The 19,739-nt window shown below is 69.4% G+C and carries 20 protein-coding genes; 12 read left to right on the plus strand and 8 right to left on the minus strand.

All coding sequences use genetic code 11. From position 1 onward, the window contains the following. Nucleotide 1 precedes the first annotated feature (1 nt). Nucleotides 2-1,216, minus strand: a complete 1,215-nt coding sequence (locus AC5WS7_RS06970; RefSeq protein ID WP_495953471.1) for an erythromycin esterase family protein — start codon at nt 1,214-1,216, stop codon at nt 2-4. A gap of 114 nt (nt 1,217-1,330) precedes the next feature. Between AC5WS7_RS06970 and AC5WS7_RS06975 the strand changes: the two genes are divergently transcribed. From AC5WS7_RS06975 to AC5WS7_RS06985, 3 genes are read left to right on the plus strand one after another with little or no spacing between them, the layout of a single operon-like run. Further along, the gene (locus AC5WS7_RS06975) at nt 1,331-2,035 is read left to right on the plus strand and encodes a MerR family DNA-binding transcriptional regulator (protein WP_495953774.1); all 705 of its coding nucleotides are present in this window, start codon (nt 1,331-1,333) and stop codon (nt 2,033-2,035) included. Between the two features lie 27 nt (nt 2,036-2,062). Then, nucleotides 2,063-2,728 (plus strand): HEAT repeat domain-containing protein, encoded by a 666-nt coding sequence (locus tag AC5WS7_RS06980; RefSeq protein WP_495953472.1) that lies wholly within the window; start codon nt 2,063-2,065, stop codon nt 2,726-2,728. A gap of 28 nt (nt 2,729-2,756) precedes the next feature. After that, complete coding sequence (locus tag AC5WS7_RS06985) at nt 2,757-3,770, plus strand: MerR family transcriptional regulator (RefSeq protein WP_495953473.1); 1,014 nt, start codon at nt 2,757-2,759, stop codon at nt 3,768-3,770. Nucleotides 3,771-3,797: 27 nt separating this feature from the next. Here AC5WS7_RS06985 and AC5WS7_RS06990 read toward each other — a convergent pair whose 3' ends face one another. Then, nucleotides 3,798-4,385, minus strand: coding sequence for a TetR/AcrR family transcriptional regulator (locus AC5WS7_RS06990; RefSeq protein WP_495953474.1), 588 nt, complete (start codon nt 4,383-4,385; stop codon nt 3,798-3,800). A 68-nt stretch (nt 4,386-4,453) separates the two neighbouring features. Between AC5WS7_RS06990 and AC5WS7_RS06995 the strand changes: the two genes are divergently transcribed. Beyond that, nucleotides 4,454-5,467 (plus strand): amidohydrolase family protein, encoded by a 1,014-nt coding sequence (locus AC5WS7_RS06995; RefSeq protein ID WP_495953475.1) that lies wholly within the window; start codon nt 4,454-4,456, stop codon nt 5,465-5,467. Beyond that, the gene (locus tag AC5WS7_RS07000; RefSeq protein WP_495953476.1) at nt 5,464-6,168 is read left to right on the plus strand and encodes an SDR family oxidoreductase; all 705 of its coding nucleotides are present in this window, start codon (nt 5,464-5,466) and stop codon (nt 6,166-6,168) included. Before AC5WS7_RS06995 ends, AC5WS7_RS07000 begins: the two co-directional genes overlap by 4 nt. A gap of 195 nt (nt 6,169-6,363) precedes the next feature. Here AC5WS7_RS07000 and AC5WS7_RS07005 read toward each other — a convergent pair whose 3' ends face one another. Next, nucleotides 6,364-7,947 carry an FAD-dependent monooxygenase gene (locus tag AC5WS7_RS07005; RefSeq protein WP_495953477.1) on the minus strand — a complete coding sequence of 528 codons (1,584 nt, stop codon included), beginning with the start codon at nt 7,945-7,947 and terminating at the stop codon, nt 6,364-6,366. A 94-nt stretch (nt 7,948-8,041) separates the two neighbouring features. Here AC5WS7_RS07005 and AC5WS7_RS07010 point away from each other — a divergent pair, with 94 nt between their 5' ends. Then, nucleotides 8,042-8,749, plus strand: a complete 708-nt coding sequence (locus AC5WS7_RS07010; protein WP_495953478.1) for a TetR/AcrR family transcriptional regulator — start codon at nt 8,042-8,044, stop codon at nt 8,747-8,749. Between the two features lie 160 nt (nt 8,750-8,909). Here AC5WS7_RS07010 and AC5WS7_RS07015 read toward each other — a convergent pair whose 3' ends face one another. Together AC5WS7_RS07015 and AC5WS7_RS07020 are read right to left on the minus strand one after the other, a co-directional pair. Beyond that, nucleotides 8,910-9,533: a DUF4232 domain-containing protein gene (locus tag AC5WS7_RS07015; RefSeq protein WP_495953479.1), complete on the minus strand. Its 624-nt coding sequence runs from the start codon at nt 9,531-9,533 to the stop codon at nt 8,910-8,912. A gap of 674 nt (nt 9,534-10,207) precedes the next feature. Then, on the minus strand, nt 10,208-10,810 hold the full coding sequence (locus AC5WS7_RS07020) for a DUF308 domain-containing protein (protein ID WP_495953480.1): 603 nt from the start codon (nt 10,808-10,810) through the stop codon (nt 10,208-10,210). A gap of 244 nt (nt 10,811-11,054) precedes the next feature. Between AC5WS7_RS07020 and AC5WS7_RS07025 the strand changes: the two genes are divergently transcribed. Then, nucleotides 11,055-12,443 (plus strand): cytochrome P450, encoded by a 1,389-nt coding sequence (locus AC5WS7_RS07025; protein ID WP_495953481.1) that lies wholly within the window; start codon nt 11,055-11,057, stop codon nt 12,441-12,443. A 249-nt stretch (nt 12,444-12,692) separates the two neighbouring features. Here AC5WS7_RS07025 and AC5WS7_RS07030 read toward each other — a convergent pair whose 3' ends face one another. After that, nucleotides 12,693-13,823: an FAD-dependent oxidoreductase gene (locus AC5WS7_RS07030; protein WP_495953482.1), complete on the minus strand. Its 1,131-nt coding sequence runs from the start codon at nt 13,821-13,823 to the stop codon at nt 12,693-12,695. Between the two features lie 122 nt (nt 13,824-13,945). On the opposite strand from AC5WS7_RS07030, the gene AC5WS7_RS07035 reads away from it, so the two are divergent. After that, the gene (locus AC5WS7_RS07035; RefSeq protein ID WP_495953483.1) at nt 13,946-14,644 is read left to right on the plus strand and encodes a TetR/AcrR family transcriptional regulator; all 699 of its coding nucleotides are present in this window, start codon (nt 13,946-13,948) and stop codon (nt 14,642-14,644) included. A 292-nt stretch (nt 14,645-14,936) separates the two neighbouring features. Next, on the plus strand, nt 14,937-15,896 hold the full coding sequence (locus AC5WS7_RS07040; protein ID WP_495953484.1) for an NADP-dependent oxidoreductase: 960 nt from the start codon (nt 14,937-14,939) through the stop codon (nt 15,894-15,896). A 226-nt stretch (nt 15,897-16,122) separates the two neighbouring features. Here the strand turns inward: AC5WS7_RS07040 and AC5WS7_RS07045 are convergent, their stop codons facing one another. After that, on the minus strand, nt 16,123-16,917 hold the full coding sequence (locus tag AC5WS7_RS07045) for a methyltransferase (protein WP_495953485.1): 795 nt from the start codon (nt 16,915-16,917) through the stop codon (nt 16,123-16,125). Nucleotides 16,918-16,965: 48 nt separating this feature from the next. Here AC5WS7_RS07045 and AC5WS7_RS07050 point away from each other — a divergent pair, with 48 nt between their 5' ends. Further along, the gene (locus AC5WS7_RS07050) at nt 16,966-17,538 is read left to right on the plus strand and encodes a TetR/AcrR family transcriptional regulator (protein ID WP_495953486.1); all 573 of its coding nucleotides are present in this window, start codon (nt 16,966-16,968) and stop codon (nt 17,536-17,538) included. Between the two features lie 3 nt (nt 17,539-17,541). On the opposite strand, the gene sigJ is transcribed toward AC5WS7_RS07050, so the two are convergent. Further along, the gene (gene sigJ, locus AC5WS7_RS07055) at nt 17,542-18,432 is read right to left on the minus strand and encodes an RNA polymerase sigma factor SigJ (RefSeq protein WP_495953487.1); all 891 of its coding nucleotides are present in this window, start codon (nt 18,430-18,432) and stop codon (nt 17,542-17,544) included. 133 nt (nt 18,433-18,565) lie between these two features. Between sigJ and AC5WS7_RS07060 the strand changes: the two genes are divergently transcribed. Continuing rightward, nucleotides 18,566-19,198 carry an NADPH-dependent FMN reductase gene (locus tag AC5WS7_RS07060; RefSeq protein ID WP_495953488.1) on the plus strand — a complete coding sequence of 211 codons (633 nt, stop codon included), beginning with the start codon at nt 18,566-18,568 and terminating at the stop codon, nt 19,196-19,198. Then, nucleotides 19,167-19,631 (plus strand): YybH family protein, encoded by a 465-nt coding sequence (locus AC5WS7_RS07065; RefSeq protein WP_495953489.1) that lies wholly within the window; start codon nt 19,167-19,169, stop codon nt 19,629-19,631. The genes AC5WS7_RS07060 and AC5WS7_RS07065 overlap by 32 nt, the downstream gene beginning before the upstream one ends. The last annotated feature ends 108 nt before the right edge of the window (nt 19,632-19,739 follow it).

Raw genomic sequence — 19,739 nt, forward strand, 5'->3', positions numbered from 1 at the left:
GCTACCAGTACCGATATTGCTCTCCGTCGACGGCGGTGAGCAACAGTGCGTCGGCGGAGTCGATGTCGTCCTGCCGCAGCGGAATGTGGCCGGGCACAAGGGGTTCGGTGGCCGCGAGCGGACCGGTGAGCGCGGCTCGCAGGGCCGCTGCCGGGAACAGGACGCGCCGGGTGGTGTCCGTCGCGGGTACGCCCTGCAGCGTGTCCGGTTCGCCGGGACGGGCGGCATCGGTGGTCACGACCAGATAGCGGTCACCGAGCACCGACCCGACCAGGGCGCCCGCGCTGCCCCAGCTCACCCCGTCCCCCTCCGTGGACATCAGGGACCGCGCCCGCTGCAGATGCGCGTTGTGCGCGAAGACCAGGCTCGGGCCGCGACGGTGTTCCGCGGCCAGGATCGCGAACAGGTTCTCCGCCATCATCTCCGCGCGCACGCTGCCCAGGTTCGCGATGCGATCGGCTGCGGGAGTGGCCATCACCGCGTGATAGCGCAGCAGCCCCAGCGCGGCGCGGGCGTGCGCCGCGGCCCGCTCGTGTTCTCGCGGATCGGCGGCACGCAGGCTCGGCGCTGCCCTGCGCAGTGCGCTGAGAAGGTCGTCCGCGACGACGCGCAGGGCGCGGGCCCGCGCGCAATCGCCGATCGATGCGGCCGGATCGAACATGGCCGCTTCGGCGGACCAGTCGGCGTCCGGGCCGGCCAGTTCGTCGAGCCGCCGCGCCGAGGCGGGTCGCAGCGCCTCGGGCAGATGGTCGCGGACCACGCACAGCGCGCGGCGCGGGCTCGGGGCGGCGGAGAATTCCACCGGCGCGTCGAAGCCGTGGAACCGCACCCGGTCGCGCGGCGCACGAGTGACATTGTGCGTTCGAAGCCACCGCAGCAGTTCACGATTGCCCGGAATGCCGCCGAATCCGTGGCTGAACCCGGTGGCCAGGACGGTATCGATATCGACGTCCGCGCCGTCGACGTAATCCTGGACCATCGAGGCGGCCAGCACGTCGGTCTCGAGTGCGATCGAGCGATATCCCCGTTCGACCAGATGCGCCAGGACCTCGTTGCGCAGCAACGGGAATGCCGCTACGCCGTGCACCGGCTCGCCCAGGGCGAACAGCGCGGGCGGTTCGGCTCTTGTGCCGAGCAGCTCGTCCAGGGCGCGGCCCAGACTCGCCGAATCGTCCAGTGGGCGGCCGATCGTGCGAAGTGCGGCGGCTGTGGACATGACAATCCCCTTTCCGGAAGCCTTCCCCTGTGACGATATCGTTGAAGAATCGGGTGAGATTTCGATGAACTCCACCTGGTTATTTCGAGGAAAAACTTCAATCGGAGGTGCATGCTGCGACCCGTCGACCTGGCCCGCGAACACGGATTGTCCGCACAGGCGATCCGCAATTACGACGAGGCGGGAATCCTGCCGGTGGCCGGACGCAGCCCGTCGGGCCATCGCCGCTACACCCCGATACACGCGCAGGCGCTGCGCGCATTTCTGGCCCTGCGCCGCGGTCACGGACATCAACAGGCGGCGGAGATCATGTGCGCGGTCAACGAGGGTCGCCTCGAATCCGCTTACCGGCTCATCGATTCCGCGCATGCGGCGCTGATCGCCGAACGCGAGACCCGCACCGAGGTCGCTTCGGCTCTGACCGCACTGTCCGGCACGGCACCGGTTCCGCTGCGGGGACAGCCGCTGACCGTCGGCGAACTCGCTCGCCGGCTGGGCCTGCACCCGGCCACGCTGCGCACCTGGGAATCGCACGGCATCGTTCGCCCGGACCGCGATCCGGCGACGGGGTATCGGCGGTACGGTTCGGACTGTGTGCGCGATGCGCAGATCGCACGGGAATTGCGTCGCGGCGGATATCCGCTGCCCCAGGTCGCGCGGTTCCTGGACTCGCTGCGCGACGCCGGTGGCGCCGCGCCGCTGAGCGCATTCCTCGACTCCTGGCAGGAGCGGCTGACCGCCCGCGCCCGCGCGTTGCTGGCCGGTGCGGCCCAGCTCGATGCCTACCTCGCACACGACGGCTTGACCTTCACACTGTGACAAGGACTCCAATGGTCGGCGAAGGAGGTGGTTGTCGTGACTACGACCATCCACGGCGAGCCGGACGCTCGCCTCATCGCTGCCCTCTCCCACGCCGAGTCCTCGGTGCGGCTGCGCGCGGCGCTGGCCGCGGGGACGCCGGGTGATCCGCGCCTGGTGCGAATCCTCATCGCGCGGTGCGCGATCGAACCTGATTTCTTCGTCCGGGACATGCTGACCTGGGCGTTGTGCCGGTTGCCTGCGGAGGTCGCGCTGCCGGGACTGATCGCCGAACTCGGGTCCGCCACGGCTCAGGCGCGCAGTCAGGCGCTGCACACCCTGTCCAAGATCGGGGACCGCGGCGCCTGGACCGCGGTGTCGGGCCTGCTGCACGACGCGGACGACGAGGTCGCTCTGAGCGCGTGGCGCGCGGCGGTGGTTCTCGTTCCGCCAGGGTCGGAGGGTGCGCTCGCCGCGGATCTGGCCACGGCGCTGGGACGGGGTGAGCCGCCGGTGCAATTGGGGCTGAGCCGTGCGCTCGCCGCACTCGGGGAGCACGCGACGGCGGTTCTGGCCGCCGCCGCACGACATGCCGACCCCAGGGTTCGCGCGCACGCGCAGGCCACCGACCGGTTGCGCCGCGATCCCGACAGCGGGTTCGCGCCCGCGCTGGAGCTGGCCAGACGGGTGTCCGTAACCGGTTCGGGCGCATAGGCTTTCGATGTTCGGGAGAGGCGATGGGATGTTGATCGGTGAGGTGTCGCGGCAATCGGGTATCAGCACGCGCATGCTGCGTCATTACGACGCAGTGGGTCTGGTGAGCCCGACCGGCCGTACCGTCGGCGGTTACCGCGAATACTCCGCCGATGATCTGCGTCGCCTCTTCCACGTCGAATGTCTACGCACGCTTGGGCTTTCGCTGCACGAGGCCAAACGCGCGCTGGACGAGCCCGATTTCGCGCCGGCCGCGCTGGTCGGCGAGCTGATCGAGCACACCCGGGCCCGGATCGCCACCGAGCAGGAGCTGCTGCGCAACCTCGAGCGCGTCGATGCCGCGGCCCCGACGCAGTGGGACCAGGTCACGACCATCGTCGCGCTGCTGCGCGGGCTGGAATCGGAATCCGGCAACCACCGCCAGCAGGCCGTGCTGTCCCAGTACGAGGACGCGGCGCTGCCGATGGCCGCGGTGGCGCAGGCGGCGTTGTCGGAGGAGGACCCGAATGTGGCCGGGGCGCTGCGCTGGTCGCTGGCCCGGGCCGCCGGCGCCGGATTGCGCGAGCTGTCCGCGGGTTTGGATGCGCGGCAGATCGAGACCCGCCGCCGCGCGGTCCTGGCGATCGCGGCGGTGCCCACCGCAGAGGCGACCACGTTGCTGCGGCGAGCTCTGCACGACGCCGATGCGGCGGTCCGCGAACGCGCCGCGCTGGCGTTGGGTTCGAGGCAGGTCAGCGAGGCGATTCCGGTACTGCTCGCGATGGTCGTCGCGGGTCGTTCCGATGTCGAGGCGGCCGAGGTGCTGGGGTCGCTCGCCCGTGCCACGTCTCGCGTGGAGGATCTCGTGCGGGATATGCGGGCCGAACTCGACCGCACCGCGGACCCCGCGGCGCGTCTGCGAATCACGCAGGCGCTGGCCGAGATTCCGGGCGACGCGGCCCGGGCGGCACTGACCGGCCTCGCCACCGACAGCGATCGCACGGTCGCGGCGACCGCTGTGGCAATCACTCGTGCCCGCGCCCGCCGCCGCGGCAAGGGCTGACGCACACAGCGCCGGCACCGGTTCGGATCAGGACCGGGCCGGCGGGGCGGACGCGACGAGCGCGGCGGTCAGCCACGGGCGCAGCACCGTATCGATCTGTTCCTCGGAAATGTCCTCCAGCGCATCGAGTTCCAGGAAGTGCCGGGCGATGGTCAGGCCCAGGATGCTGCTCACGGTCAGGGCCGCGCGCAGTTCGGCGTCGGGGCGGTCGTCGGCGCGGGCGAGGTTCTGCACGCGCTCGTCGAGGAAATTGCGCATCGCGGCCGTCGCCTCGGGTGCGGTCAGCATCGAACGCACCAGCGCACGCGCCTCGGGCGGCGGGGTGTTCAGCCGGACGCCGAGGATGTCGAACAGATGCTCGGCCACGTCCTGAGCGGTGCTGGCGGCATCCAGGTCGTCGGTGTCGCCGCGGTGCAGTTGGGTGGCGACCGCGAACAGGCCCATCTTCGAGCCGTAGTGCTGCAGAACCAGGGACGGGTCGACCCCAGCGCGCTGGGCCACACCGCGCACGGTGGCACGCTCGAGTCCGTATTCGCCGAATTCGGCCTGTGCGGCGCTGAGAATGCGCTGCGCGGTGGCCGCACGCCGGGCCGCGCGTGTCGTCGGTTCGTCCACCTCGTCACTCTACATGCGTTGAGCGAATCTGTTAGGCTCGCTCAACAAGCGATGAGTGAAGGAGTGCGATGAGAGTCGTCACCATCGAGGAGCACTGGACCACGGAGAGTATCGATCGGGCCGTACGAGCCCGCGGACTCGATCCGAGCGTGGTTCTCAACGACCGGGGCGATATTCCCGAGCGACTGTTCGACCTGGGCCCGGACCGGATCGCGGCGATGGACGCCGCGGGAGTGGATCTGCAGATCATCTCCCTGGCCCCGCCTGGAACCTATGGCCTGCCGCCGAACGAGGCCGTGGCGCTGTGCCGCGAGGCCAACGACCGTGCCGCCGACGCGGTCGGCCGTCATCCGGACCGATTCCGCGCGATGACGACGTTGCCGATGTCCGATCCGGCCGCCGCGGCCGCGGAACTCGAACGCACCGCGACCTCGGCCGCGCACGTGGGAATCATGGCCTACGGCCGCTGCGGCGACCGTCCGCTGGACGATCCCGCCTACGACGAGGTGCTCGCCGCCGCGGCCGCCCGCGCGCGCCCGCTGTTCATCCATCCGCAGATCCCGCCCGATGCGGTGCGCGAGGCGTCCTATCGCGGCCTGGGCGAGACGCTCGATCTGGCGCTGGCGACCTTCGGCTGGGGCTGGCATGCCGAGGCCGGGCTCGCGGCATTGCGACTGATCCTCAGCGGCGCGTTCGACCGCCACCCGGATCTGCGAATCGTGTTGGGGCACTGGGGTGAGATGCTGCTGTTCTGGCTCGACCGGGTGGACAGCCTCTCGAATGTCGCCACCCATCTGGATCGCCGGGTCGCGGACTACGTCCGCACGAACGTGCATATCGCGACCAGCGGCATGCTGACCCCGCACCTGCTGCGCCACGCCCTGGACTTCACCACCGCCGACCGCATCCTGCTGTCCGGCGACTATCCCTTCCACCGCCTCGGGCCCACGGCTGTCCGGCAGTTCCTGGACACCGTCCCCGATACCGAGGATCGCCGAAAGATCGCCCACGCCAACGCCGATGCGCTCTACGGCCTCGCCACCGTATCCAACCGGCCCGGTGACGCAGAGGAGCGACGTTGACCGAGACCTCGCCGCATACGACCGTTCTGCTCATCGGAGCCTCCCGCGGTCTGGGCCATGCGATCGCCGCGCACTACCTGGACCGGGGCTCGCGCGTGGTGGCGACCGTGCGCGGCACCGGCCGTACCGCGCTGCACGAGCTGCGCGATGCCGCCGGCGGGCGGCTCGAGATCGAACACCTCGACATCACGGTTCCCGAACAGATCCATGCCCTGCGAAATCGCTTGGGGCAACGCCGTTTCGATCTGCTGTTCGTCAACGCGGGCGTCACCAACGCCCCCGAGGAGACCACTGCGGATGTCACGACCGAGGAGTTCACCCGCCTGATGCTCACCAACGCGCTGAGCCCGATGCGCGTGCTGGAGATTCTCGGTGACCTGGTCCCGCCGCAGGGCACTCTCGCGGTCATGTCCTCGGGCCAGGGCAGTATCGCGAACAACGAACGCGGCGGTTTCGAGATCTACCGCGCCAGCAAATCCGCACTGAACCAGCTGATGCGCAGTTACGCCGCCCGCCACGGCGACGACCCGCGCACCCTGCTGCTGATGGCGCCGGGCTGGGTGCGGACCGAACTCGGCGGCCCCGGCGCACGCCTGACCATCGGGGAAAGTATCCCGAACCTGGTCAGCACCATCGACGCGCAATACGGCAACGGCGGGCTCCAGTTCCTGGACTACCTCGGGCGCACCGTCGCCTGGTGAGCGCGCGACGCGGGAAACCGGTCCGCTTTGCCGACATGCCGAGCGCCGATGCGCGCACGGGATCCGGCCGGACGGCTGCCCGCGTCGCCTCGCTCGACCACCGGTGGCAGTGGAAGCCGCGAACCCACCCCACCGGAGCCCGATAGCGCAGCCAGGCCGGGGCCACACCGCAATAGCTAAGGCACCCAGCCTGTTTCAGCGGGCGAGGATCCGGGTCAGCATCCGGGAGAGCTGGTGCGCGGGTGCGGGTGGGGTGGTGGGGATGCGGGCCGCGATGATCTGGTCGGGGCGGACCAGCAGTGCCCCGTCCGGTTGAATCCCCACTGCTTCGGACCAGGTGCGGACCTCGTTGTGCGGCAAGGGAATCACATGGGCGTCGAGTCGGAGGCCCAAGCGGTCCGCGGCGTCGGAGGCCGCGGCGATCCAGCGGTGGGTGGTGGCCAGAATGGTGCAGTGTGCGCCGATCAGGTCCAGGGTGGAGGCGCCACCGGGCAGGCGATGATGCGGCAGGCGCGAGCCGGGCGTGCCGTCCAGATCGGCGAATACATCCTCGGTGGAAGGCAATTCGGGCTGCGGATCGATCACCGCGGCCGAGTCGTAGCGGTAGCCCAGGTGCACCACGGGTGCGTGCAGCGCCCCGGCCGCCGCACGGCGTTCGGCGGCGGCGGGGTCCCAGTGCAACGCCGGGTCGGCGAGCCGGATCATGGCTTGGGCCAGAGTCATCGCCGCGACGGGCCGGCGTTCGGCCTCGTAGGTGTCCAGGAGGGCGGGCCCGGCGTCCCCGCGCAGCACCGCGGCCAGTTTCCAGGCCAGATTGTGCGCATCGGCCATGCCGGTGTTCAGGCCGAACGCACCGATCGGCGGGACGGTGTGCGCGGCATCGCCGACGAGAAACACCCGGTCGAGCCCGAACCGGTCGGCGAGACAGGCGCGCGGCCGCCACGGCAGCACGCTGACGATCTCCATCCGCAGCGTCGCGTCACCCACCGCCGCGCGAATCAGCTCACCACACCGCTCGGCGGTGAAATGCGTTGCCACATCGGATATTCCGTCGGCGCTGGCATGGAATATCCATTCCTTCTCCCCATCGACGGTCACCAGCAATCCGGGTGCGTCGGGGTTGGTGATGGTGCAGTTCACGAAATGACGGTCGCCGGTGTACGGGGTCAGATCGGCGCGGAACAGGATGCTCACGGTCGGCTCACCCAGCGCCCCGGGTCCGCCGACGCCGATGCCCAGGCCCTCGCGCACGGTACTGCGTACCCCGTCGGCGGCGATCAGGTAGTCCGCGGTAATGCTCTCGCCGGTGTCGAGAGTGACCGCCACTCCCCCGGATTCGATCGCGCATTCGCGCACCCGCGCCGAGAACCGCACGCGCGCACCGCCTTCGCGGGCCGCGGGAAGCAGGACCGAGTCCAGGCGATGCTGCGGGCATACCCCGCGCACCCGCGCCGGACCGTAATCATCCAGGCGCCCAGCGGTTCCCACGATCATTCCGGGCGTATGACCGGACAGATCCGCCGAGGCGAGTGTGTGCATCGACATCTTGACCGCCCCGCCCGCGGACATGTCGACCGCCACGTCGTCCACCGCGCGCTCGAGTCCGGCCTGCCGGAGAAATTCCAGTGTGCGCGGCCCGAGGCCGGTCGCCCGCGGATGTACCGAGATCCCGGGCTGCTGTTCGAGCACCAGCGGCGTGACGCCGTGCCGGGTCAGGAATACCGCGGCGGCCAGCCCGACGCTGCCGCCGCCCACGATGAGAACGCGCTGATCGGTCACGGCCACCCCTTACGGATACACTGTTCGCTCTTGGATACACTGTAGCCATAACGGCGGCGGCAGTGCCACCCATCGGTGGTGAGGAGGAGTTCCGATGCCCGAGGGCGACCCGACACTGGTGTGGATGCGCGAATCCCGCGCGCCCCGGCGGCAGGGCCCGGATATCGGCGGGATCGTCACCGCGGCCGTCGCGATCGCCGACGCCGACGGACTCGAGGCGGTGTCGATGCGGCGCGTGGCCGCGGCGCTGGGTTCGGGTACCGCCTCGCTGTATCGCGCACTGACCAGTCGCGACGACCTGATCGACCTGATGATCGACCGGGTGCGCGGCGAACGCGCCCTACCCGAGCGAACCGGGGACTGGCGCGCGGATCTGACCGCACTGGCACATCATCTGCGCGCGACCCTGCTGCGGCATCCGTGGCTGGGCCCGCAGATCGCCGGGCGTCCGGCCCTGGGCCCGAATTCGCTGCGGGAACAAGAGTTCGCGCTCGCCGCGGCCGCCGAACTCACCCCCGACATCGCGCGCGCCACCAGAATCGTCGACGCCGTGGGCGCGTACATCTTCGGCGCGACCACCCGCCAGCTCGCCGAGCAGCGCGCGCACCGGCACACCGGCCTGACCGAGGATCAGTGGCGCCGGGTCGTGGCCCCATACATTCGTTCCGTCCTGGCCGCGGGCGAGCATCCGAACCTGTCCCGCCGCATCCACCAGGACACCGACGCCACTCCCGAGGACAGCTTCGCCTTCGGACTGGCCGCCCTGCTGGACGGCATCGCCCACGCCGACCGGGCCCCGTAGATCGTCTGTGCCCCATGGCCGATCACCAGACCGAATGCCGCGTGCGAGCGGCGAGTCACCGTGCGCCGAGGGCATTGCCGCAGACGCTGCCGGGGTGCGTCGCGCGCATTCGCGACCGGCGCCGCCGGGTTCCCGGCCCGGTGCGTCACCGCGGTGCGCCTCAGCCTGTGATCGGATGCACCTGCAACTCGCAGCCGTTGATGCCGACCGCGACGGTCTGGGTGTCGGTGGTGTTCGGCGGGGTGACCAGCAGTGTCGAGTACATGGTGCATTCGCCGCCGCCGGCCCCCATCGCGGTGGCCTCCACGATGGCATGCGCCGGGCTGTCGGAGCGCACGGTCACCAGCGCGCTCGCACCGGACCCGCCCATATATCCGGTGGGCGTGCGCGCGGCGTGCACGACCGGTCCGCCCGCGCCGGTGTCCACGCCGGGATAGCCCTGCAGCGTGCACGGCGCGGCGCCCGGCGCCAGGGCGAAGGCCAGTTGTACGCCGCGATGCATCATGGCCGCGCCCAGCGCCTTGCCGCTGACCACCACCTGACCGCCCGCGCACGGCGAGATCGCCGCCGGATGTACCGAATTCCCCACTGCCCCACCAGGTTCGGACGTTGCGGACGGATTCCCCGTCGCGACCGACGGGTCGGCCACGCTCGTCACTGCGCCGGACGCTCCCGTACTCGTGCCGGTCGCCGCGGTCCCGGTCGAGGCGGACGAACATCCCGCCGCCGCACCCACCGCACCGCAGACCAGCGCCACCGTGAGAATCGTCGTTCTACCCACCATCGGTTACTTCCTCCCGTCAACGGTGATCGCCTCGGCCAGCAGCCGGCTCGCCCGAGGCCTTCAGGTGTTCGCCACGGGCCGCTGACCCGCCGCCCGGATTCCCGGAGCGGTGGTCCGGGCGGGCGGTGCGGCGGGTCGACAGCGACACGGGGATATCGATACCGAAGTTCGAGGTGTTATCCCGCTTCCGATTCTGCGCCCGGCCCCGCCGGTCGGCAATGTCGACGACGTGGCGATGAACACCGCATACCGGGCCCGTTGCACACCCCCGCCAGGGCCCTGCAGCAGCTTGTTCGACAAGGTTTGCCGATCGCCCTTGCCGCCGGTCATCGACGACGCATTTGCTGGCAGTGCCAGCAAATGCCATCGCGGGTGTGTCGATGGCGGGCACGTCGGCATTTCATCGGACAGCGGCGCGGCGCAGCGGGCCACGGGGCACGCGGCAGGTGGATGCGGGACTGTATCCGTCACCGGATTCCACTCGCCGCCCGCTTCGCCGACGGCAGCGTCGAGGCGGATTCCGTCGGCTGCGAAGGGTTCGGGTATTCTTCTGCCGCGCAACCGGTCCCGCGCATCACGGTTCGGCCGGCCTCCGTACAGCGCGCCGTACGACGGCCCTGCCACATGATTCAGACCTATCGAATTCGCCTGCGCGGCAGGGGTATCGGCTGCACTCAGGACTGTGAGCGCAACAACCCCTGGACACCGACCTGCTCGGGGGTGGCTTCGGGCCGGGCGATGCGAGTGGCGATGCGAATCTCACTGATTCCCAGCAGGATCAGGCACACTCCGGCCAGGACCGCCAGCGCGTCGAGGGTGTCGATCGGCCAGATCATCACCGCGAGACCGGCCAGCAGCGTCAGCAGCCCGGCGATTTCCTGACGGCCGGCGCCGGGCAACTGGTCCGACCACACCGCGACCGTCGCCTGGACGATGCCGCGGATCACCCAGCCGAGCCCGACCCACAGCGCGACCAGCGACACCCAGTCGCCGCTGCGCATGCACCACATCGCCAACAGCACCGCCACCAGCGCGGTTCCGAACTCCACGACCTTGAGCCCGGTATGGATACGCCCGCGGAACGCCAACACCATCTGCCAGGCCGCGGTCAGCAGAATCAGCACGCCGAACAGCAGTTCCGACAACGGACCGGATTTGTTGGGCCACACCATCATCACCACCCCCAACGCCACCGAAGTACAGCCGATCGCCATTGCAGCCTGCCAGGCTTCACCGAGGAACACATCGGTGCGCCCGGCCACTCGGAAGGTGGGCATAGCGACAGGATATGAGCACAAGGGCTGTGTTGCCTAATATTTGCGATGTGTTCGTCCGAGATGTCGGGATTCGCAGTGATATCAGGCAAATCGCGATGAAATACCAGTCGCCACACGGTTGCTCATCGAGTCCGCAAAGCGTCGCGGAGCGCCAGGCCCGGTCCGCGGCGACGCGCTGGGCACTCGGGACGTACCGTGGTAGTCGACCCGCGCCGGTCGTCGTCCCGGAGGAAGGCATGAGCTGGTGACCACCACATATCCCTCCGGCCCGCGGCTGCCGCGGCTGCTGCAGACCTTGATGTACGCCACGGCGCGCCCGCGGCTGCTCACCGCGATGTCGGCCCGCTACGGCGAGGTGTTCACCCTGCGCCTGCTGCCGCCGTACGCGGAGCATCTGGTGGTGTTCTCCCGGCCCGAGCACATCCGGGAGGTGTTCGCCGGCGATCCGGCCGATATGCATGCCGGAGAAGGCAATCGGGTTCTGGGCGCGGTCATGGGCGAGCACTCGGTGCTGCTGACCGACGAAGCCGAGCACGCCCGGGCGCGCCGGTTGCTGATGCCCGCCTTCGCCGCGTCGGCCCTGCGCGGCTATCGCGGCCTGGTCGAGCAGATCGCCGTCGAACACGTGGACTCCTGGACGCCGGGCACCGCCCTGCACACGCTGGACCGGATGAACGAGCTCACCCTCGAGGTGATCATGCGGGTGGTGTTCGGCGTGAGTGATCCGCGCCGGCGCGAGCTGCTCGCACCGCGGTTGCGCCGCATCGTGAACATCAGCCCGATCATGCTGTTCGGCGGGATCTGGCCGCGACTGCAGAGCCTGGGGCCGTGGCGGCGGATGCAGGAGAACCAGGATGCGTTGAGCGAGTTGCTCTACGGCGAGATCACGCGCCGGCGCGACGATCCGGAAACCGGCGGCGCGGATGTGCTTTCGCGCCTGCTGGCCGTGGGGTCCGGCGAGGACGCGGCCGACGCTCCGCTCTCGGACGCGGAGTTGCGCGATCAGCTCGTGACGTTGCTGCTGGCCGGGCACGAGACCACCGCCTCGGCGCTGTCGTGGGCGTTCCACGAGCTGGCCGCGGACCCGCTCGTGCAGAACCGAGCACACCGGGCCGCGCTCGACGGCGACGACAAATACCTCGAGGCGGTCCTGAAGGAGGCGATGCGCCGCCGCACGGTGATCGGCGGCGCGGGCCGGAAGTTGACCCGCGAGATGACGATCGGCGGCTGGCGGCTGCCCGGCGGGACGGTGGTGTCCACCTCGATCCTGCTGGCCCACCGCAATCCGGAGCGCCATCCGGATCCCGAACGCTTCTGCCCGGAGCGGTTTCTGGACGGCAGCGTGGCCCCGAATACGTGGCTGCCCTTCGGCGGTGGCGTGCGCCGCTGCATCGGAGCGGGTTTCTCGCTGATGGAGGGAACGGTCGTACTGCGCGAGGCACTTTCGCGCTACATCCTGTCCCTGCCGCCGGGCGTGCACAGCGAGAAGGTCCGCATCCGCAACATCACCCACGTCCCCGCGGGCGGCGCGCAGGTGGTGCTGACCGCCCGCCCTCGTGACGACGCCCCGGCGGATTCGGTACGCGAGGACTCCCGACCCACATCTAGCCCTGCGGTTGCACATCGCGCATGATCGCATCGAGTGCGCTCCCGCGTCGAATGCGTTCCGGAACCGACTGCGAGGCAGCAGATCTCGCGGTCACTTTCGATGCCCTGTGGTGCGGTCACGAAGCCGGATTGCGCCCGTGGCGTAGGACAACACCGCTCGGCTCCCGGGTGCGCCGTATTCGCTTGCCGACACCATCCGCGTCGCCGGTCCACTCTTGTCGCGAGAAGTATTGGCCGACAAAAGATCTCGGTTGTTCTATGGCCAGCGGTCGGTTCAGGCCCGCTCGGCTCCGGTCAGTAGGTCGAGGAGGCTGTGCGGTGTGTCGTCGCCGAAGCAGCGCCGGAAGTCTCGCGCGGCCTCGCGCGCTTCGTCGGCGCTGCGGGCGAACAGTGCGTGCTCGTATGTCGTGAGCGCGGTTTCGGGGTCGTCGGGGTGTTCGGCAAGTGCGCGGGCGAGTTCGGCGGCGTCGTACAGGGCGAGGTTGGCGCCCTCGCCGTTGGGTGGGGACAGATGCGCCGCGTCACCGAGCAGCGTGACGCCCGGCACTCGTCTCCAGCGGTGGTCGACCGGCAGCGCGAACAGCGGTCGCAGCACCGGCGCGGTGTCGCTGTCGGTGATCAGGGCGGTGAGTTCGGGTGCCCAGCCGTCGAATTCGCGCGCGATCCGCTCGATCGCGGTGGCGGGATCGGTGAGATCGATCGCGGCGAACCATTCCTGTGACACCGAGAGCGCCACGTACGTGTGCAGCGTCCCGCCGCTCTCGCGGTGCGCTTGGATGCCTTTTCCGGGAACGGGGGCCAGCAGCGCTCCGTCGCCGACCGCCTTCGCCGCGGCCGGATGCCGGGTATCGGCGTCGAAGAGGTAGGTCTCGACGAAGGTGGTGCCGACGTATTCGGGCGTGGCCTCGGACAGCAGCGGGCGCACCCGCGACCAGGCTCCGTCCGCGCCGACCAGCAATTCGGTCCGGATGCCCGAGCCGTCGGCGAACATCACCTCGTGGCGGCCGCGCCCCACCGCGCGCACGCCGGTGACCTTGCGGCCCCACCGCACGGTGCCCTCGGGCAGCGAGTCCAGCAGCAGTCGGCGCAAGTCGCCGCGCTGAACTTCGGGCCGGGTTCCGGTGCCGTCGTCGGGTTCGTCGAGCAGGACGGCGCCGTCGGGGGCAAGTACCCGCGTCGCCTCGCGCCCCTCGAGTACGAGATCGCGGAACTGTTCCGTCAGTCCGGCCGCAGCGAGCGCGAACTGGCCGTTGTGTTCGTGGATGTCCAGCATCCCGCCCTGGGTGCGCGCTGCGGGTGAGGGGTCGGCCTCGTAGACCGTGGCCGAGATGCCGTGGACGTGCAGCACGCGCGCGAGGGTCAGACCGCCGAGTCCGGCGCCGATGATCGTGATCGGTGGGTTCATCGCTGGCTCCTTCCGGGTGTGGCCGCTCGGATGGTGGTCCGTCGACCTTCCTGGTACGCCGTTCCATCAATGGAACGCCATTCCATGTTGGAACAACGCTCCAGACATGTCAAGATGGCGGTATGGCCACGCGCACTCCCCGATCACCGCGGCGCACCGAGGCACTGTCCCGGGAGCGCACCGTCGCGACCGCGATCGAGCTGCTGGACACCTCCGGTGAAACCGGACTGACGTTCCGCGCCCTGACCGAACGCCTCGCCACCGGCCCCGGCGCGATCTACTGGCATGTGGCGAACAAGGGTGAACTCCTGGCCGCGGCCACCGAAGCGGTCGTGACCGACGCACTGTCTTTCGGATCCGATGAATCGGCGTGCGCCCCGCGCGATCGAATCCGCGCGGTGGCGCTGGGCCTGTTCGACGCGATCGATGAACATGCCTGGCTAGCAACGCAATTGGCCGCGCATTTGGCGAACGATCCCGCGGGGACACTGGCGCCGCGCCTGTTCGAAGGCCTGGGTCGCCAGATCAGCGCCCTCGGCGTCCCCGAGGCGGCCTGGTTCACCGCGACATCGGCGTTGATGCACTACATCCTGGGCGCGGCGGGCCAGAACGCCACCAATGGCCGCAACGCCGGCAACCCGGACCGCCCGGATTTTCTGGACACCATCGCGACCGCTTGGGAGAACCTCGATCCCGAGGACTATCCGTTCACCCGCGCGGTCGCCCGTCAGCTACGCGGGCACGACGACCGCGTGCAGTTTCTCGACGGCCTCGATCTGGTCCTGTCCGGGATCACCACCGTGCACCCCGTACAGCGCTGACGCCGCCCCCGCCGATGCTTCCGCGTCGGCAGCCACAGGACGATTCGCCTGGGCAGGGTGTCGGGCCGACCGTGTTGCCCATGTTGACTCCGAGCAATCCCTCTGTGCGAGAAGAGCTTCCATACAACATTCGCCACGGCGTCTTCGTCCCCGGTCGAGGATCGCGTCCGGGCGCGGCACACGGACGCGCGCCTCAGCATAAACGGATCGCGCTCCGGTTATGTTATCGTGGCCGATGTAAACGGAGCGCAGTCCGTTTCGATGCCATCTCGGAGTCGAGGAGTTGAGCAACATGCAGGAAAACAACGCTCACGCACCGGTGAGCACGAGCAGGGCAGTTCGGCTCGAGTCGTTCGGCGGCCCCGAAGTCCTGGACCTCCAGGAGATACCCGCGCCTCGGGCCGGTGCGGGGCAGATCCGCGTGCGAGTCACCGCCGCCGGCCTGAACCCGATGGACTGGTTCATGACCTCCGACGCGGAAACCGCCGCCCGGTTCGGGTTGAGCCTGCCCGCCGGGTTCGGAACCGACTATGCGGGGGTGGTCGACCAGGTCGGTCAGGGCGTCACCGGATTCGCGATCGGCGACAGAGTGTTCGGCGGCGCGCTGTCGCGCACGGTCGCCGACTTCGTGATCGTGGAAGCGGCAGGGACCATCGCGGTGGGAGGCGAAGCCCACCACACCCCGGACGGCGTCGACGACCGCACCGCCGCCGTCCTCACGATCGCGGGCTGCACCGCCGCCGCCGCTCTCGCCGTCGTCGATCCCGGACCGGGCGACACGGTACTCATCGGTGGCGCGGCGGGTGGGGTCGGCGTGTTCGCCGTGCAGCTGGCGCGCCTGGCGGGGGCGCGGGTGATCGGAACGGGATCGGGGACATCGGCGGACTTCCTGCGCAGTCTCGGAGCCGAGCCGGTCGCCTACGGCGACGGACTGGCCGACCGTGTCCGTGGCCTCGCTCCCGACGGTGTCACCGCGGCGATCGATCTGCACGGGACGGAGACCGCGCAGGTCGCACGAGAACTCGGCGTCGCGGACGCGCGTATCACCACCATTGCCGCCCAGATCGACGGAATCACTCCGGCAAACGGGGCCAACGCCGCTCCCGGAACCCTGGAAGAGATCGCTGGCCTGGTCGCGAAAAATGAACTCCGAGTACCGATTGCCGCACGCTTTCCGGTCGAGCGGATCCGCGCCGCCGTCGAGCTCCAAGCTGGTCGCCATGTGCAGGGCAAGGTCGTCGTCGAACTCTAGGCAATATCGGGAGAGCGGCACTTCCGATCGACGCTTTGCCACATCGCGGCGGATCGAGGCGATCTCGGAGTTCTTGCCGTAGAAGGGGATCGAGTTCGGGAGTATCGCGCCGAGTCGGCAAGGCTTCCCGGCGACGGGGACCGCGGCCGGTACTCGCATCGGCTGAAGGCGAGGGCCACAGGCGGATTCGGCCGGTGCTCACGATCGACTGCCATTGCGCGCAAGCTCAGCGCGACGTCTTGCGTCCGACCAGGTGGAATACCCGGCTCATCGCGCGGTACGGATCCCGCAGGCTCGCTTCGTATTCGACCGCGATCGTGGCGGCGACCTGTTCGGTGTCGTTCGGGTCCAGTTCGACTCCGCTGAATTCGAGCCAGTCCACGAACAGCCACACCCCGTACCAGCACACCGGTTCCACGCCGTGGCCACGCAGCAGGTCGCCGAGTTCCTCGGGAGTGTCCGCGCGGCCGGGCAATCCGAGCACGCCGATCCCGCGCCGGGTGTCGAAGGCCGCGAGGGCATCGTGCCAGCGCCGCTCGAGTGCCGGTTGCACCGCGGTGGTGTGCGCGTTGGCGGTCATGATCGAGACGATTCCGCCTTCGGCCGCGCACCGGCACAGTTGTTCGACGAACGGCTCGGGTTCGTCGAGGTAGCCCAGCACGCCGTGGCACAGCACCGCCGCGAAACGTTCCCCGCGCACCGCATCCTCGGCGTGTTCGCCCTCGGCCTGGACGAAGGCGACTCGTGCGCGCACCCGCTCGGGCAACGCCGCGAGACGTGCGCGTGCTTTGTCGAGCATCGCCGGTGAGGAATCCAGCACCGTCACCTCGTATCCGGCTTCGGCCAGCGGGAACGACTGATGTCCCGCACCACCCCCGACGTCCAGGATCCGGGCCGGAGCCGGCGGTAGGTGGCCGAGCAACTGCCGATGCATCACCGAGGTGCGCACCCGTCCCTTGACGGTGGCGTAGGCCCCCTCGGCGAAACGATCGGCCAAGCCGGCCCAGACGTCGTTCTGCATGGCCACCATCCTATAAGTAAGTGATTAGTAACCAGTAACATATCCGGTGTGAGACAGCGCATGAGCGGATCGCAGCGGCGAGCACAGGTTCTGGGGATCGCCGCGGTCGAATTCGCCGATCACGGATTGCACGGCGCCTCGATCGAGGCGATCGCGCACGAGGCCGGCATCACCCAGGCGTACGTGTTCCGGATGTTCGGCACGAAGAAGGCGCTGTTCCTCGAGCTGGTCGGCGACGCGTTCGACAGGTTCACCGACGCGATGGCCGAGGCCGCCGCCGACGCGCAGGGGCTGGATGCGCTGACGCTGATGGGCGCGCAGTATTACGAACTGCTGGATCGGCGCACCACTTTGCTGCTGCAATTGCAGGGTTTCGCCGCGTGCGGGGATCGCGAGGTGCGCGAGGTGGTGCGGACGCGGATGGCCCGCATGTGGGACACGGTCGCCGAGACCACGGGCCTGGATCCGGTGACGGTGAAGTCGTTCCTGGCGTTCGGGATGCTGCTGAACAACGCCGCGGCCCTGGACGTCGGCGAGGTGGACGAACCGTGGGCGGCCGGGGTGCGCACCCGCATCCTGCCCGGCTTGTTCGAACACATCACTACCGAAACCAACCGGTGAGGTTCAGCCGGCCGTCCAGGACCGCAATTTCTCCGGATTGCGGATCGCCCAGATGCGGGTGATCCGGCCGTCGGCGATGTCGAAGGCGTAGACCGAGACGATGGCGCCGTCGAGCTGCGCCACCAGGCCGGGCTGACCGTTGACGGTGCGTTCGAGCAGAGTCACCGCGGAGTTGCGCGCGGCGATCCGCACCCAGGCGTGGGCGATCCGCTCGCCGCCGATGATCGGGTCCAGGAACGCCGGTGCCAGGCCGCCGCTGTCGGCCGTCGCCGTCGCCTGCGGATCGAGCAGCCCGATCAGCGCCTCGATATCCGTTGTCTCCCAAGCGTGTTTGAAGTTCCTGACCACCTCGGCGCGCTGGGCTGCGGATACGTCCCGCGCGGTGCGCAGGCGGCGGCGGGCCGACGAGGCGAGCTGGCGGCAGGCCGCGGGAGTGCGCCCGACGACCTCGGCGACCTCGGCGAAGGAGTAGCGGAACACATCGTGCAGGACGAAGGCCACGCGCTCGGCCGGGGTCATGGAATCCAGTACGACCAGAAAGGCCATGCTGATCGACTCGTCGAGGGTGACCCGGTCGGCAGGATCGACCGGGGTGGGCCCGCCGAACCAGTCCGCATGGCCAGGAACCGGCTCCGGGATCCATTCGCCCACATAGCGTTCCCGCCGCGCACGCGCCGAGCCGAGCAGATCGAGGCAGATCCGGCTGGCGACCGTGGTCAGCCACGCGCCGGGCGATGCCACCTCCTGCCGCTGCGGCTCGGACAGCGCGTACCAGCGCGCGTAGGTCTCCTGCACCACGTCCTCGGCCTCGGCGAGCGAACCCAGCAGCCGGTAGGCGAGGTTGAGCAGCTGACGGCGTTCACTGATGACCACCGGCAGGTGTGGATCGGTCATGGTCGGCTCCTTCGGTCCTCGTGTCCTCACCGAATCGACGAATCAGCGGCCCGATTCGTGAGGCGGCCTGACATTCCCGGCGCCTGCGTCGTCGGAAGGTCGTGATGTTCTCAGCAGAGCAGGAGTTCGGACAATGATCAGAATTGGAATCATCCTCGGCAGTACCCGGCCCAACCGCAGAGGCCCGCAGATCGCGCAATGGGTGCGGGACAGGGCATCGCTGCGCGCGGACGCCGAGTTCGAGCTGATCGACCTGCGCGATCACCCGCTACCCCATCTGGACGAACCCGCGCCGCCGATGTTCGGCCCATCGACCCACGAACACACCCGCGCCTGGGCCGCGCGGATCGCCCCGTTCGACGGCTTCGTGCTGGTGACCCCCGAATACAACGGCGGCGTTCCCGGAGTGCTCAAGAACGCCATCGATCACCTTTTCACCGAGTGGACGAACAAGGCCGTCGCCTTCGTCTCGTACGGCGCGGGCGGCGGCGCCCGCGCCGTCGTGCAGTTGCGGACGGTGTGCAGCACGCTGGGCATGGCCGATGTGGGACATCAGGTCGCGATCTCGCTGCTCACCGATTTCGAGAACCACACCACCTTCACACCGGGTGAGCATCATGCCGCCGCGCTGAACAACACGCTCGACCAGCTCATCGCCTGGAGTGCGGCCCTGGCTCCGCTGCGCCGTCCCCTCCCCGATACCCCGCCCATCGACGCCGAAGGAACCGATCACGATGACGCCGAACGACTTTCGATCACGCACTGACCGCACCGAGACCGACGAAGTCCAGCTTCGCCGACACGTCGACAAAGTCGTGGAGGCACTGCGCGCCAAGGACCTCGAGGCCCTGAAGCGGCTCTATGCCCCCGACGTGGTGTCCTTCGATGTCGAGCCGCCGCTGCAACATGTCGGGCTCGCGGCCAAACTCGAGAACTGGGCGAAGGTGTTCCTGTTCTTCGAGACCGTGGCCTACGAGATCCGGGATCTGGAATTCACCGTGGGTGCTGACGTCGCGTTCGGGCACGGGTTCGCCCGCCTGCACGGCACGCTGAAACAGGGGACGCCGGCAACCGGGATGTGGGTCCGGGTCACCTACGGTATGCGCAGGATCGATGGCGACTGGCTGATCGCCCACGATCAGGTCTCGGTGCCGTTCGATGTGCAGACCGGCAGAGGTGTCGTCGATCTCGAGCCCTGACCGGTCTGCGGGGTATGGGCACAGTGGTTCAGCCGGAGTTTCCGGCTCGCGTGCCGCACTCGTCGGCGACCGAATCGTTCAGTGCGCACATATCCGCCGAGCGCCGCG

The sequence above is a fragment of the Nocardia sp. PLKS1-43 genome (assembly GCF_059510335.1).